Genomic DNA, 16,293 nt, shown 5'->3' on the forward strand with positions numbered 1-16,293 from the left:
TCTTATATAACCCGGTTACATACCGGGTTATAATCTTTGTGTCAGGGTCTATTTTGACTTTGGCGCCAGCCTCGTTATTCTCAATGCCTGAGCAATACGTTCGTATCTGTGGAGAGCTCTTTTGCGCGTCAGCCGTTCACTTACCATAAAACAAATGGCGATGGTTGCAGTCGTAACCATGTTGTTTTTATTTATCTTTTGCTCAATCTTGCTGTTCCATTTCGTCCAGCAGGATCGCTATAACACGGCTGCTCAACTTGAGAGTATCGCGCGTTCTGTGCGCCAACCGCTGTCCGCTGCCATCCTTAAGGCGGATATTCCAGAAGCCGAAACCATTCTTGAGCGTATTCAGCCCGCCGGGATTGTCAGCCGTGCGGACGTGGTGCTGCCGAACCAATTCCAGGCGCTGCGCATGAGCTTTATCCCCGAACGTCCGGTGCCGGTGAATATCACTCGTATCTTTGAATTACCCGTACAAATTTCGCTGCCGCTTTATTCACTAGAACGCCCGGCGAACCCGCAGCCGTTGGCCTATCTGGTGCTTCAGGGTGACTCTTATCGCATGTATAAATTCGTGATGAGTGCGCTGGCAACGATAGTGACCGCTTACTTCCTTTTAGTACTTATTTTGACCGTCGCGCTCACCTGGTGCATCAATCGGTTGATTGTCAGGCCGCTGCGCAAAATTGCTTATGAAATTCACGATCTACCGGGGGCGGATCGCATCGGTCACCAGTTGACGTTGCCGCCTCTGCATCATGACGATGAAATCGGTACGCTGGTGCGCAGCTATAACCGCAATCAGCAGGCATTATTGCGACAGTATGACGAACTTAGCGGCCAATCGACGCGTTTTCCCGTCTCAGACCTGCCGAATAAAGCCTTTTTGCTGGGCCTGTTGGAGCAGAGTCTGGCGCGTAAATCACCGGTAGCGCTACTGACCATTGCCTGTGAGACCCTACAGGATACGGCTGGCGTATTGAAAGAAGAGCAGCGCGAGATGCTGCTGCTCACGCTGGCGGAGAAAATTAAGCAGGTCATTTCGCCCCGCATGGTGCTGGCGCAGATAAGCGGCTATGACTTCGCTATTCTGGCCTACGGCGTTAAAGAGCCGTGGCATGCCATTACATTAAGTCAGCAAGTACTTACTATTATTAATGAACGTCTGCCGCTGCAAGGCATCCAGCTTCGACCGAGTGCCAGTATCGGCATCGCGATGGGAAGCGATGGCCTGACGGCAGAACAGTTCTACCGCCGTTCCATCTCGGCCGCCTTCACCGCACGCCGGAAAGGGAAAAATCAGATTGAGTTTTTCGACCCTGACCAGATGGCGAAAGCGCAGAAACGGCTGACGGAAGAGAGCGATATTCTGACGGCGCTGGATAACCAGCAGTTTTCAGTCTGGCTACAGCCACAGGTTGACACCGTCACCGGCAAAATCTGTAGCGCTGAGGTGCTGCTGCGCCAACGCCAACTCGATGGTAGCTGGGCGCTGCCCAACGATCTTATCGACAATATTGAATCCTGCGGACTGATGGTCACCGTCGGTCATTGGGTGCTGGAAGAGTCGTGCCGTCAGCTGGCGGCGTGGCAATCGCGCGGCATAATGCTGCCGTTGTCGGTGAATATTTCTGCGTTACAGCTTCTGCACCACGATATGGTGTCCGACATGCTGGCGCTGCTAAATCACTACCGCATTGCACCAGGCACGCTGGTGCTGGAAGTGACGGAAAGCCGTCGGATTGATGACCCGAAGGCGGCAGTGGCCATTTTGCGCCCGCTGCGCAATGCCGGAGTGCGTATTGCACTGGATGATTTTGGCATGGGCTATGCCGGACTGCGTCAGCTACAACACATGAAATCTGTCCCGGTCGACATCTTAAAGATCGACAAAATCTTTATTGATACGCTGCCGGAAGATGCCAGCATGGTGGCGGCAATTATTCAGCTTGGGCGCAGCCTTAACCTGAAGATGGTTGCTGAAGGTGTTGAAAATAAAGAACAATATGAATGGCTGAAAGCGGCGAAGGTCGATATTCTGCAAGGCTTCCTGTTTGCGCGCGCGGTGCCGGCAGAGGTCTTTGAGCAGGATTATTTAAGCGAGGAGAAATCACTGCTGCCGGGTGTAATTGACGAGTGATTGTGCGTGTCAGCTCAAGGTTTTAACAATTAAGTATCAAAATCACGTACAAATATTTCGATTATGTTTCTTGGATGTTATTTTGTGCCCACAGGTAAAATTAACCCCTAGTTTTCCTGTGGCTATAGCTTAAGGACATCCTATGAAAACCTCTTTCTTCAAAAGCCTCTATTTTCAGGTGCTGTCGGCGATAGTGATCGGTGTATTAATTGGTCACTACTATCCGGAGCTGGGCGCGCAAATGAAGCCGCTCGGCGATGCCTTCGTTAAACTGATTAAAATGATTATTGCCCCGGTTATTTTTTGTACTGTCGTGACCGGGATTGCTGGCATGGAAAGTATGAAAGCGGTAGGGCGAACCGGTGCCGTTGCGCTGCTCTACTTCGAAGTGGTCAGTACTCTGGCGCTGATTATCGGTCTTGTCATCGTTAACGTCGTACAACCGGGTGCCGGGATGAACGTTGACCCTGCAACGCTTGATGCAAAAGCGGTGGCAATGTATGCCGAGCAGGCTAAAGACCAGGGGATTGTTGCCTTCCTGATGGATGTGATCCCATCGAGCGTCATCGGTGCGTTTGCTAGTGGTAACATTCTGCAGGTTCTGCTGTTTGCGGTGATGTTTGGTTTTGCGCTGCACCGTCTGGGCAACAAAGGCCAACTGATCTTCAACGTTATCGAAAGCTTCTCGCAGGTTATCTTCGGCATTATCAATATGATCATGCGCCTGGCGCCGATTGGTGCGTTCGGGGCGATGGCCTTCACCATTGGTAAATACGGCGTCGGTACACTGGTGCAGTTAGGGCAGCTTATTATCTGTTTCTACATCACCTGTATTCTGTTTGTGGTGGTGGTGCTGGGTTCTATTGCCCGCGCGACCGGCTTCAGCATTTTCAAATTTATCCGCTATATCAAAGAAGAACTGCTGATTGTGCTGGGGACATCATCCTCTGAATCGGCGCTGCCGCGCATGCTTGATAAGATGGAAAAACTGGGTTGCCGTAAATCGGTGGTGGGGTTGGTTATCCCAACCGGCTACTCGTTTAACCTTGATGGGACATCTATCTACTTAACGATGGCGGCGGTGTTTATCGCTCAGGCGACCAACAGCCATATGGATATCTTCCATCAGATAACCTTGTTGGTGGTGCTCTTACTCTCCTCGAAAGGGGCGGCTGGGGTCACCGGCAGCGGATTTATCGTGCTGGCGGCGACCATCTCTGCGGTGGGGCATTTACCGGTAGCTGGGCTGGCGCTGATTTTGGGTATCGACCGCTTTATGTCAGAAGCGCGTGCGCTGACCAACCTGATTGGTAACGGTGTGGCAACCATCGTGGTGGCGAAGCGTGTGAAACAACTTGATGCAAAACAGCTCGACGACGTGCTCAATAACCGTCCGACCGCCAACAAACCGCACGAATTATCCTCTTAATCTTATCACTTAAGCCCGTACTCCCTTGCTGGAGTGCGGGCTCCTGCGCATAATTAGGCGGCGTCATTCATTGACCCTGACAGCCTAAGTCTATCGTAATTTTTATTTTACTTAGCTATGCAACGTTTATACGATTATGTGGTCTAACTGACGTATTTACTTCAATATTTTTTGATAACGGCCTCAGTGCGGTTATATTTTATTCCCTAAAGGGATAGGGCGGCAACTGGCGTTGCGGCAGCCTGAGCCCTTTAGGAAGTCACCAGGAATGTTCATCAGGGGTTCACATGCAGGGCACAACAATTCGACTTTTAGCCGGTGGTTTGCTGATGATGGCAGCAGCCAGCTGTGTGCAGGCAGAAACGCTCCAGCCGGACCCGGCCTGGCAACAAGGTACGCTGCCTAATGGTTTCCAGTGGCAGGTACTCGCTACGCCACAACGTCCGAGTGACCGTGTAGAGATCCGGCTCTCGGTTGATATTGGTTCGCTGAACGAAAGCGCTCAGCAGAGCGGCTACAGCCACCTTATTCCCCGTATTGCGCTGACCCAAAGTGGCAGCCTGCCTGCAGCGCAGGTGCGCTCGATGTGGCAACAGGGAATCGATCCAAAACGCCCGCTACCGCCGGCGATTGTCTCTTATGATTACACCCGTTTTAACCTGAGCCTACCGAATAACCGCAGCGATTTGCAAAAAGAAGCGCTGGTCTGGCTGGCAAGCTCGCTAGGCAAGCCGGTGATCACCGCTGACACCATTGGCCGCGCGCTGGCGGAGCAGGATATGGTTGCCACCTGGCCGCAGGACACGAAAGAGGGCTGGTGGCGTTACCGTCTGAAAGGTTCCACCATGCTGGGACACGATCCGTCCGAGCCGCTGAAGCTGCCGGTTGATGCGAAGCAATTAGCCGAATTTTATCAGAAATGGTACACCCCGGACGCTATGACCCTTGTCGTGGTGGGGAATGTCGACAGCCGTTCGACGATCGAACAGATCGGCAAGATCTTCGGCGAGCTGAAAGGTAAGCGCGAAACGCCAGCCATTGTACCAACGCTGTCACCGCTACGCCCGGAAGCCGTGAGTATTATGACTAATGCGGTAAGTCAGGATCGTTTATCTATTATGTGGGACTCGCCGTGGCAGCCCATCCGCGAGTCAGCGGCCCTTCTGCGCTACTGGCGTGCTGACCTGGCGCGTGAAGCCTTGTTCTGGCACGTTCAGCAAAAGCTGAGCCGTACTAATATGAAAGACATTGGACTGGGCTTCGATTGCCGCGTGCTTTACCTGCGCGCGCAGTGCAGCATTAACCTGGATTCTCCGGGTGAAAAGCTCAACGGTAATCTGGGGCTAGTGGCACGAGAGCTTGCCGCTATCCGCGAAGATGGCCTGCCGCAAGACGAATTTGATGCGCTGATTGCGCAGAAAAAACTCGAGCTGCAAAAGCTGTTTGCCACTTATGGGCGAATGGATACTGATGTGCTGATTAACCAGCGACTGCGTTCACAGCAAAATCAGGTTGTGGACATTGCGCCTGAGCAGTATCAAAAGCTGCGCCAGAGTTTCCTTGATTCGCTGTCGCTGGATATGCTCAATATGGATCTGCGTCAGCAGCTGTCGCAGGATATGGCGCTGATTCTGCAACAGCCTACCGGTGAGCCTGAATTTAATATGAAGGACTTGCAGGAGACCTGGAACAAAATCATGCTGGCGTCAAAACCGGAAGCGGCAGCGGTGGTGGATGAAGGGCATCAGGATGTGACGGATATTCCGCCTGCGCAGTAAGTGTGACGGGGGTTCCCCCTCACCCTAACCCTCTCCCCACAGGGGAGAGGGAACCGATCTAGCGCATGGTACGCCCGGCTTTCCCCCTCGACCCTTTGTGGGGTATACGAGTACATGGCACGGTCGCTTTTCTCCCTCGCCCCTTTGGGGAATATTCGAGTACATGGCACGGTCGTTTTTCTCCCTCGCCCCTGTGGGGAATATTCGAGTACACGGCACGGTCGTTTTTCTCCCTCGCCCCTATGGGGAGAGGGCCGGGGTGAGGGGAAACCCACCCACCAGACGAAAAAAAACCTCTTCCGAACCGGAAGAGGTTTTTTCATATCCGAAACCTTACGCTGGCATCGCATCGCGCGGAATAATCGCCCCGCGGTGCTGAATCACGGTGCTTGCCGTCTGGTGCCCACGTTTCGCTGCAGCAACCGTATCGCCACCGGTTAAGCGCACGGACAAATAGCCTGCGCTAAACGAGTCACCTGCGGCGGTGGTATCCACCACTTTCTCTTTCGGCAACTTAACCGCCGGGACATCAACCAGCGCCTCGCCGACAACCGCAACCAGGCAAGAATCCGCGCCGCGCTTCACAACTACCTCGCTAACGCCTGCGGCATGGGTGCGGGCAATCACTTCATCCACCGGCTTTTCGCCCCACAGCGCATCTTCGTCGTCGAGCGTCAGGAAGGCGATATCAGTGCATTCCAGCATCTGCTGGTATACCCGTTGAGTCTCTTCTTTGCTGGCCCACAGGCGCGGACGGTAGTTGTTATCAAAGATAACTTTCCCGCCGTTAGCGCGACAGGTTTTCAGCAGCGTCAGTAGTTTCTCACGGCTAGCCGGGCTTAAGATAGCCAGGCTAATACCGCTCAAATAGAGGTAGTCAAAACCGGCCAACTGTTCGCAGATAGCGGCAGACTGCTCGCTCTCCAGCCAGAATTTAGCGGCTGCTTCGTTACGCCAGTAGTAGAAAGTACGCTCGCCGGTATCATCGGTTTCGATGTAATACAGACCCGGCATGCGATCGCTCATTCGTTGAATCAGGTCAGTGTTGACGTTCTCCGCCTGCCAGGCATCCATCATCTGTTGGCTGAAGGTATCAGTACCCAGCGCGGTGACGTAATTGACGCTGAGTTCAGCAGGGGAGACCTGACGCGCGATATAGACGGACGTGTTTAAGGTGTCGCCGCCGAAGCCGCGGTTAACTTGTGCGCCCTTCTCGGACAGTTCAATCATGCATTCGCCAATCACGGCAATTTTTTTAGACATAGTCATCAACCTGAATCGGTAAATTTTCGGTAGTGTGCGCTGCGGTCAATCAGTGGTCAACTATATTAAAACATCGTTCCATTATTTTTTTTGAGCTAGCGCGTGTTACGGCGTATTTGTCCCCTACGCAGAAAAATAAAATGGCTCAGTCTGAACATAAAGTTATCAAATACCCCGCCGATAACCTTATGACCAGACCCTCTATTCACAGGAAGCTTAAATGACGTTAAAGCAGGTGAGCCAGCGGGCGAGAGTTCCTGATACGGAGCTAGAAAGCCTACAGCAGCTGCGTTATTGGCAAGAGTGTGAGCGTGTCTATACCTACCAGCCTATCTACACCACCCAGGGTCGCCTGATGGCGATAGAGGTGCTAACGATAGTGACCCATCCCTCTGAACCCCAAAAGCGTATCGCTCCGGATCGTTACTTCGCCGAAGTCTCTATTGGCCAGCGCATCCATGTCATCAAAGAACAGGTGGCAATGCTGGCAAAAAGGAAACAATTCTTTATACAGAACAAGGTGCTAGCCTCGGTCAACGTTGATGCACTAACGCTACTGGAAATGCGCCAGGATAGGATCCTGAAAACGATGATTGAGACGCTGCCCTGGCTGCGTTTTGAACTGGTGGAACATATGGCGCTGCCGAAGGATTCGTCGGCCTCACTGCGCGAATTTGGCCCGCTGTGGTTAGATGACTTTGGCACCGGTATGGCCAATTTCTCGGCGCTCAATGAAGTGCGTTACGACTACATCAAGGTGGCACGTGACCTGTTCATCATGCTGCGTAAAACGCCGGAAGGCCGTAAGTTGTTTATCATGCTGCTGCAATTGATGAACCGTTACTGTGAGGGCGTCATTGTTGAGGGCGTAGAAACACTGGAAGAGTGGCGTGAGGTGCAAAACTCACCCGCCGCCGCTGCGCAAGGCTATTTTCTCTCTCGGCCCGTTCCCATGGACACCCTCGAAAACGTGTTAACCGTTCTGTGAATCGTCCGCTTCCCTTTGTCTGGACTATAGTTTTATAGGCAAGGTCATCAGGAAAGGGGACAAGAATGACAAAAACAACCAGGGTTATTGCCTGGACAGCAGGGATTTTCTTGTTGTTGATCGTGGTCGTCATCATCGTTATCGCGACGTTCGACTGGAACCGTCTTAAGCCGACCATCAACCAGAAGGTCTCAACGGAGCTGAACCGGCCCTTCGCCATACGCGGGGATTTGGGCGTCGTGTGGGAACGTCAGAAAGAGGAGACCGGCTGGCGCAGCTGGGTTCCCTGGCCGCATGTACACGCCGACGATATTATTCTTGGCAATCCAGCGGATATTCCCGATGTCACGATGGTCCACCTGCCGCGCGTAGAGGCCACGCTGGCACCGCTGTCGCTGCTCACCAAAACGGTCTACCTGCCGTGGATCAAGCTCCAGCAGCCCGATGCGCGTCTCATCCGTCTGTCAGAAAAAAATAATAACTGGACGTTTAACCTCGCCAGTAGCGGCGAGAAAGATCCCAATGCGCAACCCTCATCATGGTCTTTCCGCCTCGATAATATTCTCTTCGATCGTGGACGGATCGCCATTGACGATAAAGTCAGCAAGGCCAATGTGGAGATCATGGTCGATCCGCTGGGTAAACCGTTGCCGTTTAGCGAAGTCACCGGGACGAAGGCCAAAGGTGACAACGCCAAAGCCGGCGATTTTGTTTTCGGCCTGACGGCGAAAGGGCGCTACAACGGCCAGCCGCTCACCGGTACTGGTAAAATTGGCGGGATGCTGGCTCTGCGCAGCGAAGGCACTCCCTTCCCGGTACAGGCAGATTTCCGTTCCGGCAATACGCGAGTGGCCTTCACAGGCACGGTAAACGATCCGATGAAAATGGGCGGCGTCGATTTACGGCTGAAGTTTGCCGGTGATTCGCTGGGAGCGCTGTATGAGCTGACCGGCGTACTGCTGCCGGATACTCCGCCGTTTGAAACCGACGGGCGTCTGGTGGCGAAGATCGATACCGAAAAATCATCGGTGTTTGAATATAGGGGATTCAATGGTCGTATTGGCGACAGCGACATCCACGGCTCGCTGACCTACACCACCGGCAAACCGCGTCCGAAGCTGGAAGGCGATCTGGAATCGCGCCAGCTACGCCTTGCCGATCTGGGGCCGCTGATTGGCGTCGATTCTGGTAAAGGTACGAAATCGACAGAGGTGAAAAAGGATATTCAGCCTGCGGGCAAAGTATTGCCTTACGATCGCTTTGAAACCGATAAGTGGAATGTGATGGATGCCGATGTACGGTTTAAGGGGCGTAAAATCGAGCATGGCAGCACGTTACCGATAAGCGACCTCTCAACGCACATCATCCTCAAAAATGCTGACCTGCGTCTGCAACCGCTGAAATTTGGCCTAGCGGGCGGGACTATCTCATCGAACATTCACCTTGAAGGCGATAAAAAGCCGATGCAGGGACGGGCGGACATTCAGGCGCGCAGGCTTAAACTGAAAGCGCTGATGCCAAACGTTGAGCTGATGCAGAAGACGCTTGGCGAAATGAACGGTGATGCGGATATTCACGGCGTCGGCAACTCGGTGGCGGCGCTGCTGGGTAGCAGTAACGGTAATCTGAAGTTGCTGATGAATGACGGGCTGATCAGCCGCAACCTGATGGAGATCCTTGGGCTGAACGTCGGTAACTTTATCATCGGCCAAATCTTCGGCGATGACGAGGTTAGGGTGAACTGTGCCGCGGCAAATCTGGATTTGGTTAACGGTGTGGCACGTCCGCAAATTTTCGCTTTCGATACGGAAAATGCCGTGGTCAACGTGACCGGTTCTGCCAGCATGGCTTCTGAGCAGCTTGATTTGACTATCGATCCGGAAAGTAAGGGATTTCGTATTATCACCCTGCGCTCGCCGCTTTATGTGCGAGGCACCTTCAAAAATCCGCAGGCGGGTGTGAAAGCCGGGCCGCTGATTGCGCGTGGTGCGGTGGCGGCAGCTCTTGCTACGTTGGTGACGCCGGCTGCGGCGCTGCTGGCGTTGATCTCGCCATCGGAAGGGGATGCGAATCAGTGTCGGAACATTTTGTCGCAGATGAAGAAATAAAAATGCCGGGTAGCGCTCACGCTTACCCGGCCTATAAAACCTTCAGCTTCCGTAGGCCGGGTAAGGCGTAGCCGCCACCCGGCATTCATTGACTACAGCGACTGATGTTTCGTTTCGTGCGTCAGCAGCAGTGCAATCAGCGTCAACGCTGCCATGGCCGCCAGATAAACTCCGACGTAGAACAATCCATAGGTGCTCTGCAACCAGGCTGCGATATACGGTGCGACCGATGCGCCGAGAATGGAGGCCACGTTATAAGAGAACGATGCCCCGGTATAGCGAACTTCCGTTGGGAACAGTTCTGGCAGCAACGCGCCCATTGGACCAAAGGTCAGACCCATCAGGCTTAACCCTACCAACAAATACAGCATGATCAGCGATGGATTGCCGGAGCCCAGCAGCGGCTCAAAGAAGAACAGGGCAAAAGCGATAATCAGGCAGGTGATGACAATCATGCTTGGGCGACGACCAAAGCGGTCAGCCAACAGGCCTGCAATCGGCACCATCACGCCAAAACCGATAACTGCTAACATCAGCATCCACAGCACTTCATTGCGCGGCAGACCCAGCCCGTTAGGGGCGGCGGCGGTGCTGTAGGTCATCGAATAAACGGTCATGATATAGAACAGCGTATAGGTCGCCAGCATGATGAAGGTGCCGAGCACCGTCACCCGCACGTGCTTGCTGAGCAGCGTACCCATCGGCACTTTGACCTGTTTTTTGGCCGCGGCGACTTTGGCAAAGACCGGCGTTTCATGCAGTGAGACGCGCACATAAAGGCCAATCAGCACCAGAACTGCAGAGAAGATAAACGGAATACGCCAGCCCCAGCTCATAAACTGCTGGTCAGTCAGAAGCCAGGAGAGCAGCAGGAAAGTACCGTTAGCGAAGAAGAAGCCAATGGGTGCGCCCAACTGTGGGAAAGAACCGTACAGCGCACGCTTGCGCGGCGGCGCGTTCTCGGTGGCTAGCAGCGCAGCACCACCCCATTCACCACCCAACCCCAGACCCTGACCAAAACGCGCCAGTGCCAGCAGCATCGGTGCCAGAATACCAATGGATTCATAGGTTGGCAGCAGGCCAATCAGGACGGTAGAGATCCCCATCGTCAGCAGCGAAGCCACCAGGGTGACCTTGCGCCCAACGCGGTCACCAAAGTGGCCGAAGAGCGCGGAACCGATAGGGCGTGCGACGAAAGCGATAGCGAACGTCGCCAGCGATTGCAGCGTTGCCGCAGTCGGATCGCCCTGTGGGAAGAAAATATGCGGGAACACGATGACCGCGGCGGTGGCATAAATATAGAAGTCGAAGAACTCAATGGCGGTGCCAATGAGTGAGGCCACGACGACTTTATTACGCGAGTTAACCGGAGCGGAAGTCTGTTCGTTATCGAGTGTTGTGCTGGTCATAGTCTTTTCTAATATTTATAGCGAACGAAGGGCCATATTAGACATAGCAAAAGCGACATTTCAATGTGTAACGAGATTGTAAAAAGAGGCAAAGATAACGAAAGAGTGGATAATTTTTATACCAGAAGAATATGAAACATGAAATGCTTCACATTTTTTATGGAATGGATGATAAAACTGGTTTTTGGTTAAATAAAAGTTACGGCCTGGATTTATATGCTGCAATGGCGAGTTGGGCCGAAATTTTCGGCCCAAGCTTGCGTTTAGCGGTGGGTTTTCCCCGGCATTCTTGGGTCATCTTTGTATTCTGCGGTGGCAATCCACGCCGCGCAGAACAGGGTCAGACGTGCAAAGAAGTAGAAGAATGCCATCAGCCCAAGCACGGAACCAAACGCCGCGCCGGACGGGGATTTTACCAGCGTTGGCAGCGTCCAGGTCATGATGATTTTGATCACCTCAAATCCGATAGCGGCGATTAACGTGCCGCGAATCAGCGCCTTCTTACGTGGACGATGGCGCGGCAGTCGCCAGAAAATCCAGAAGAACAGCAGGTAGTTGGCAAAAATTGAAATAGCCAGGCCAATCAGTCGCCAGGCGGGTTTAAGCCATTCGATGTAATCGAGATACAGCGCCGAGATAATCAACTGCTGGGCTGAACCGGCGACCGAGGTGATCGACAGCGTGATAATCAATGCGATAAGCAGACCAATCAGTGACACGAAATCGCGCAGATACTTAATCCACAGTTTTTCCTGATCCTGCGGCGTGCGCTCCCAGACGTCACGCGACTGCGCACGAATCGCCTCGCGCAGGTTACCCATCCAGTTCACGCCGGAATAGAGCGCAACGCCAAGCCCGACCAATCCGACGGTAGTACGCTGCTGCACGGCGGTATTAATGGTGCTTTTAAGCGTTGCGGCAAGCGTTGGATCGCTAACGTTTATGAGGATCTTATTGAAGATATCCTGCAATAGCGTGGGGTGTGACGCGAGGATAAACCCGGCGGCGGCGAACGACACCATCATAATGGGGATCATTGAGAGGAATGAGAAATAGGTAATCGCGGCACCAAACTGATTCCCCATCCTGTCGTTAAAGCGCTCGGCGGCGCGAATCAGGTGAGCGATAATCGGGCGGCGCTGGATCTTCTGCGCCGTGTTGGTGACGGTATCCAGCGCTTTGCTGGCCTTTTGCTGTAGACGTTTGTCGTTATTTTCCGACGTCATCAGGGAGATTTTCCTTTTTATTGCTTTTACTTAAGTATAGAGCAAAACCCGGCGGCGCTGCGCTTGGCCGGGCTACCGTATCTACAGGATGTAGCCCGGCCAAGCGCAGCGCCGCCGGGGCAAACTCCGATACCGAATTCAATCAACGTAATCCTGCAACACGCCAGTTAACCATTCCATCAACAGATGCACCCGACGCGAAAGATTTCGGCGATGCGGGTAAATCAGCGACACCGGCATGGGCTCGGCGCGGTGCTGCGGCAGGATCTGCACCAGCTTGCCGCTGCGCAACGCATCTCGCACCCCAACGCGTGGTACCTGAATAATTCCGAGTCCTGCAAGGCATGCTGCGTGGTAAGTCTCAGTGCTGTTCACCGTCAGCACGCCACCGGTTTTCACCCACTGCGTGCCGTTATCCCTCGCCACTTCAAACCCTTGCGGACGGACGCCAAGATTGGTTGTGTAGTGTACCAGCGCATGGTTACTGAGATCCTCCAGAGACTCCGGGTAGCCGAAACGCGCCAGATACGCCGGGCTGGCACAGTTGATGATGGCAAGCTTGCCAAGCGGTCTGGCGATTAGCCCGGAGTCCTTGAGCGTACCGACGCGAACCACGCAATCAAATCCTTCGCGAATGACATCTACCAGACGGTCGCTGCTGCTCAGTTCCATTTCCAACCCCGGATACTGCTGCAAAAATTCCGGTAGCCTGGGGATAACCACATTTTTAGCAATAGCGACCGGCATATCCACGCGTAGTCGCCCACTCACGCTGCTGGGATCGCTCTGGAACATGCTGTCCAGTTCATCGAGGTTACTCAGCAGATCTTTGGCGCGCTCGTAGTACACCATTCCGTCTTGGGTCAGCAGCACGCGACGGGTGGTGCGGTGCAACAGACGGCAGCCCAGATGGTTCTCCAGCGCCTGTATTTGCCGCGATACGCTACCTTTAGGAAGACCTAATGTGTCCGCCGCACGGGTAAAACTCTCCAGTTCAGCCACGCGGATGAACAGTTGCATTGCGTGAATTTTATCCATCGTAACAGCCTATTGTTGTTGTAGATGAGACAGTGAAGCGTAATGAGCGATATTTATTGTTCTTGTATCACCTAATAAGCTTGTTCTCAACGTACACACCATCGGAAGTGAGGTTCTTATGACCCAACGTATAGCGTTAGTGACAGGCGGCAGCCGTGGATTAGGTAAAAATGCGGTGCTTAAGCTTGCCGCAGCCGGCGTGGATATTATTTTTACCTACCATAGCCAGCATGATGCGGCACTGAAAGTCGTCGCTGAAGTAGAGCAAACAGGCGCGAAAGCGGTAGCATTGCAGCTAAACGTCAGCGAAGTTGCAAGCTTTAACGATTTCGCCCAACAGATGAAGGATCGGTTGCAACAGGTATGGGGACGAGAGAACGTTGATTATTTAGTGAACAATGCAGGAATCGGCCTTTATGCGCCGTTTGCTGAAACTTCAGAAGCGATGTTTGACGAGCTAATGAACATTCATTTTAAAGGACCGTTTTTCCTCACTCAGCAGCTCCTGCCCTTAATCGCCGACGGTGGACGGATCCTCAATGTTTCCACTGGCCTTGCGCGTTTTGCGCTACCGGGTTACGCAGCCTATGCGTCGATGAAGGGGGCGATGGAAGTTCTGACACGCTATCAGGCCAAAGAGCTGGGCGCACGTGGGATTTCGGTCAACAGCATTGCTCCTGGGGCGATTGAAACCGACTTTGGCGGAGGGCATCTGCGCGATAATGAAGAACTCAATCGCTATGTGGCTTCACAAACCGCGCTGGGGCGAGCCGGTTTACCGGATGACATTGGCGATGCCATTGTGGCGCTGCTTAGCGACAACCTGCACTGGATGACTGCGCAGCGTATAGAGGTATCGGGCGGGATGTTCCTGTAACGTCCGTTACGCCATGCCCGCAAACGTGCAGGATGCTAATCGTGCGAAAATAAGTCCTATTCAGGACTTATTTCTTTTTGGGTTTCCCGCCATGACTGAAATGATCTATATTTCCCCCATTAAATATTATTCAAAACCCCCAGTATTAATCCTTTTCTTAATGATAATGTGATGAGTGATGTGAATGCGTAATGGCCACCCGTCGGTTGTAAGCATTCATAATTATGATATTTAGATTATCCAATATCTACGTAGAATGCCCCAGGCCAAACGGCGAGTTCTTATTTTATGCCGCGAGGATTACTCTTCCGGTCATTAGAGAACAGTTTATTTTTTAATGGGGAATCCGTTATGCAGGTAGTCATCTTTGACAGGCAGTCAATATTTATTCATGGAATGAAAATTAGCTTACAGGAACATATTCCAGGAATTGATATTTTTGCCGTTAGTCAGGCAGATGACCTGTGGCGGCAGTTATTACGCCATCCGGATGCACTTTTGATCCTGGACGGTGAAATGGACCACGGCTTTTGCCAGTGGGTGTTGCAGGAAAAACATCAGCAGTTTCCTGACTCCAAAGGCATTATTGTTGTCAACGAGTACAATCGAAGCTGGCTGAACGACATGATGGCCTACAACGTCCAGGCCATTATTGCCCGTGATGCCAGTATTGAAGTCTTTGTGCAGACTATCAAAAGCGTGATGCGCGGATTGATGTGTTTACCGGGCGATTGGCGCATGGAATACGAACAGGAAAAACGCGGGTTGGATAATCTCAGCCAACGCCAGCGGGAGATATTAGCGCTGCTGGCGAATGGTGAATCCAACAAAGAGATTAGCCGGACCTTAAATATCAGTGCGGGTACCGTCAAGGCGCATCTGGAATCATTATACCGACGCCTGGACGTGAAAAATCGGACTCAGGCGGCCATGTTACTCAATAACCGGGATGCTTCGCAGACGGTCGTTCTGGAATAAGGCGGACTCGGCCTGGCGCTGTACGGTCAGGCCGCTTTGCCTCTCACCCTCACGCTGCCACTCGGCTAGCGCTTTGTTGATATCTCCCTGATTAATCCAGTAGACGATGTGCGATTGCTGAACGCCTTCCGGCCCGAGGCTAAATGCGAGCGAGAGCAAGGCATCGAACTGGCTTTGAGTCAGCGGCACGCGAATACATTGGCGGAGTACCTGCTGGTAATAATCCACATCTGCTCGAAAAATAGTCTCAGCCTGTTGCGGGGTGAGTGGTGTATCAAAGTACTCACGATCGCGGATGAGGTGGCCGTAACCAATCAACCACAAGTTATCGGCATCTTGATATTTTTCGAGCGAGAGGCCTTGATAACGTTTAATAAAATCAAGGCCATACAGGCTGGGGTATACGGCAGAAAGTGACATCTTTTATCCTCAATAAACAGGAATCAAAGTGTAAAAGAATGCCCTTTGCGCGGCTATTAGCCGGATGTCGGCGAATTATCATACTCATGACTAAGTAGGCCAAAAAGCCAATCGTTGTGCCATTTTCCCGAAAGCAGGTAGCTTTCACGTAGCTCGCCTTCCAGCTTGAAGCCCATTTTCTCGAGCGTGTGGCGGGAGGCGATATTCCCTACGGTCACCGTTGCGGTCAATCGACGCACTCCACCCTGGCTGAATGCATAATCACATACCGCTCGTAGTGACTCGGTACCATAGCCTTTTCCCTGCGCCTGGGGGGCAAATAAAAAGCCGACTTCAGCGCAGTCTGCCTCCCGATGAATATAGCCCGTGACGCCGAGCGGAATATTCTGCTTATCGCGCACCACGAGACACAGCCAATGTGCCGCCCCCGGTTCCCAGGGTAACAGGCGGGAATTGAAGGTTTCGCGGATTTCGTGCTCGCTTCGGTTATCCGCTACATAGCGCATCACTTGGGGATGCTGCTGTAGCGCCAGAAAAAACGGCCAGTCACTTTCAGTAATAAGAGAACAGTCTAAACGTTTGGTGGTGAGCGCGATCATAGTTTCACATTCTCAACGCGAGGTCAGGACTGTTAATTTG

General features: G+C 52.8%; 13 protein-coding genes. 7 read left to right on the forward strand and 6 right to left on the reverse strand.

Features of this window, described 5'->3' with window-relative positions; translation table 11 throughout:
• The first annotated feature begins 121 nt into the window (after positions 1–121).
• The 3 genes from hmsP (at position 122) to U0026_RS01080 (ending at position 5,347) form a co-directional block, all read left to right on the forward strand.
• Positions 122–2,140, forward strand: coding sequence for a biofilm formation regulator HmsP (hmsP, locus tag U0026_RS01070; protein WP_062778793.1), 2,019 nt, complete (start codon positions 122–124; stop codon positions 2,138–2,140).
• Positions 2,141–2,282: 142 nt separating this feature from the next.
• Entirely contained in the window at positions 2,283–3,569 is a 1,287-nt protein-coding gene (locus U0026_RS01075; protein WP_062778795.1) for a dicarboxylate/amino acid:cation symporter, read from the forward strand.
• A gap of 287 nt (positions 3,570–3,856) precedes the next feature.
• Complete coding sequence (locus U0026_RS01080; protein ID WP_062778796.1) at positions 3,857–5,347, forward strand: M16 family metallopeptidase; 1,491 nt, start codon at positions 3,857–3,859, stop codon at positions 5,345–5,347.
• Between the two features lie 333 nt (positions 5,348–5,680).
• Here U0026_RS01080 and kdgK read toward each other — a convergent pair whose 3' ends face one another.
• The gene (gene kdgK, locus U0026_RS01085) at positions 5,681–6,610 is read right to left on the reverse strand and encodes a 2-dehydro-3-deoxygluconokinase (protein WP_062778798.1); all 930 of its coding nucleotides are present in this window, start codon (positions 6,608–6,610) and stop codon (positions 5,681–5,683) included.
• Between the two features lie 220 nt (positions 6,611–6,830).
• Here kdgK and pdeH point away from each other — a divergent pair, with 220 nt between their 5' ends.
• Both pdeH and U0026_RS01095 read left to right on the forward strand, forming a co-directional pair.
• Positions 6,831–7,598 carry a cyclic-guanylate-specific phosphodiesterase gene (gene pdeH / locus U0026_RS01090; protein WP_062778800.1) on the forward strand — a complete coding sequence of 256 codons (768 nt, stop codon included), beginning with the start codon at positions 6,831–6,833 and terminating at the stop codon, positions 7,596–7,598.
• A 65-nt stretch (positions 7,599–7,663) separates the two neighbouring features.
• Positions 7,664–9,706: an AsmA family protein gene (locus tag U0026_RS01095; protein ID WP_062778802.1), complete on the forward strand. Its 2,043-nt coding sequence runs from the start codon at positions 7,664–7,666 to the stop codon at positions 9,704–9,706.
• 92 nt (positions 9,707–9,798) lie between these two features.
• Here U0026_RS01095 and U0026_RS01100 read toward each other — a convergent pair whose 3' ends face one another.
• The 3 genes from U0026_RS01100 to U0026_RS01110 all read right to left on the reverse strand — a co-directional run bounded on the left by U0026_RS01100 (position 9,799) and on the right by U0026_RS01110 (position 13,379).
• Positions 9,799–11,115, reverse strand: a complete 1,317-nt coding sequence (locus U0026_RS01100; RefSeq protein ID WP_062778804.1) for an MFS transporter — start codon at positions 11,113–11,115, stop codon at positions 9,799–9,801.
• 263 nt (positions 11,116–11,378) lie between these two features.
• Positions 11,379–12,341 (reverse strand): inner membrane protein YhjD, encoded by a 963-nt coding sequence (gene yhjD, locus U0026_RS01105; protein WP_228552176.1) that lies wholly within the window; start codon positions 12,339–12,341, stop codon positions 11,379–11,381.
• A 138-nt stretch (positions 12,342–12,479) separates the two neighbouring features.
• A complete protein-coding gene (locus tag U0026_RS01110) occupies positions 12,480–13,379 on the reverse strand; it encodes a LysR family transcriptional regulator (RefSeq protein ID WP_062778807.1) in 900 nt (299 codons plus the stop codon).
• A 118-nt stretch (positions 13,380–13,497) separates the two neighbouring features.
• On the opposite strand from U0026_RS01110, the gene U0026_RS01115 reads away from it, so the two are divergent.
• Both U0026_RS01115 and U0026_RS01120 read left to right on the forward strand, forming a co-directional pair.
• A complete protein-coding gene (locus U0026_RS01115) occupies positions 13,498–14,256 on the forward strand; it encodes an SDR family NAD(P)-dependent oxidoreductase (RefSeq protein WP_062778809.1) in 759 nt (252 codons plus the stop codon).
• Between the two features lie 351 nt (positions 14,257–14,607).
• The gene (locus tag U0026_RS01120; RefSeq protein WP_062778811.1) at positions 14,608–15,234 is read left to right on the forward strand and encodes a response regulator transcription factor; all 627 of its coding nucleotides are present in this window, start codon (positions 14,608–14,610) and stop codon (positions 15,232–15,234) included.
• Here the strand turns inward: U0026_RS01120 and U0026_RS01125 are convergent.
• Complete coding sequence (locus tag U0026_RS01125) at positions 15,190–15,654, reverse strand: lysozyme (RefSeq protein ID WP_062778813.1); 465 nt, start codon at positions 15,652–15,654, stop codon at positions 15,190–15,192. The two genes, U0026_RS01120 and U0026_RS01125, sit on opposite strands and share 45 nt — an antisense overlap.
• Positions 15,655–15,710: 56 nt before the next feature.
• Positions 15,711–16,253, reverse strand: coding sequence for a GNAT family N-acetyltransferase (locus U0026_RS01130; RefSeq protein ID WP_062778815.1), 543 nt, complete (start codon positions 16,251–16,253; stop codon positions 15,711–15,713).
• Positions 16,254–16,293 lie beyond the last annotated feature (40 nt).

The organism is Kluyvera intermedia (assembly GCF_034424175.1).
In the GTDB taxonomy this organism is placed as follows: Bacteria; Pseudomonadota; Gammaproteobacteria; order Enterobacterales; family Enterobacteriaceae; genus Kluyvera; species Kluyvera intermedia.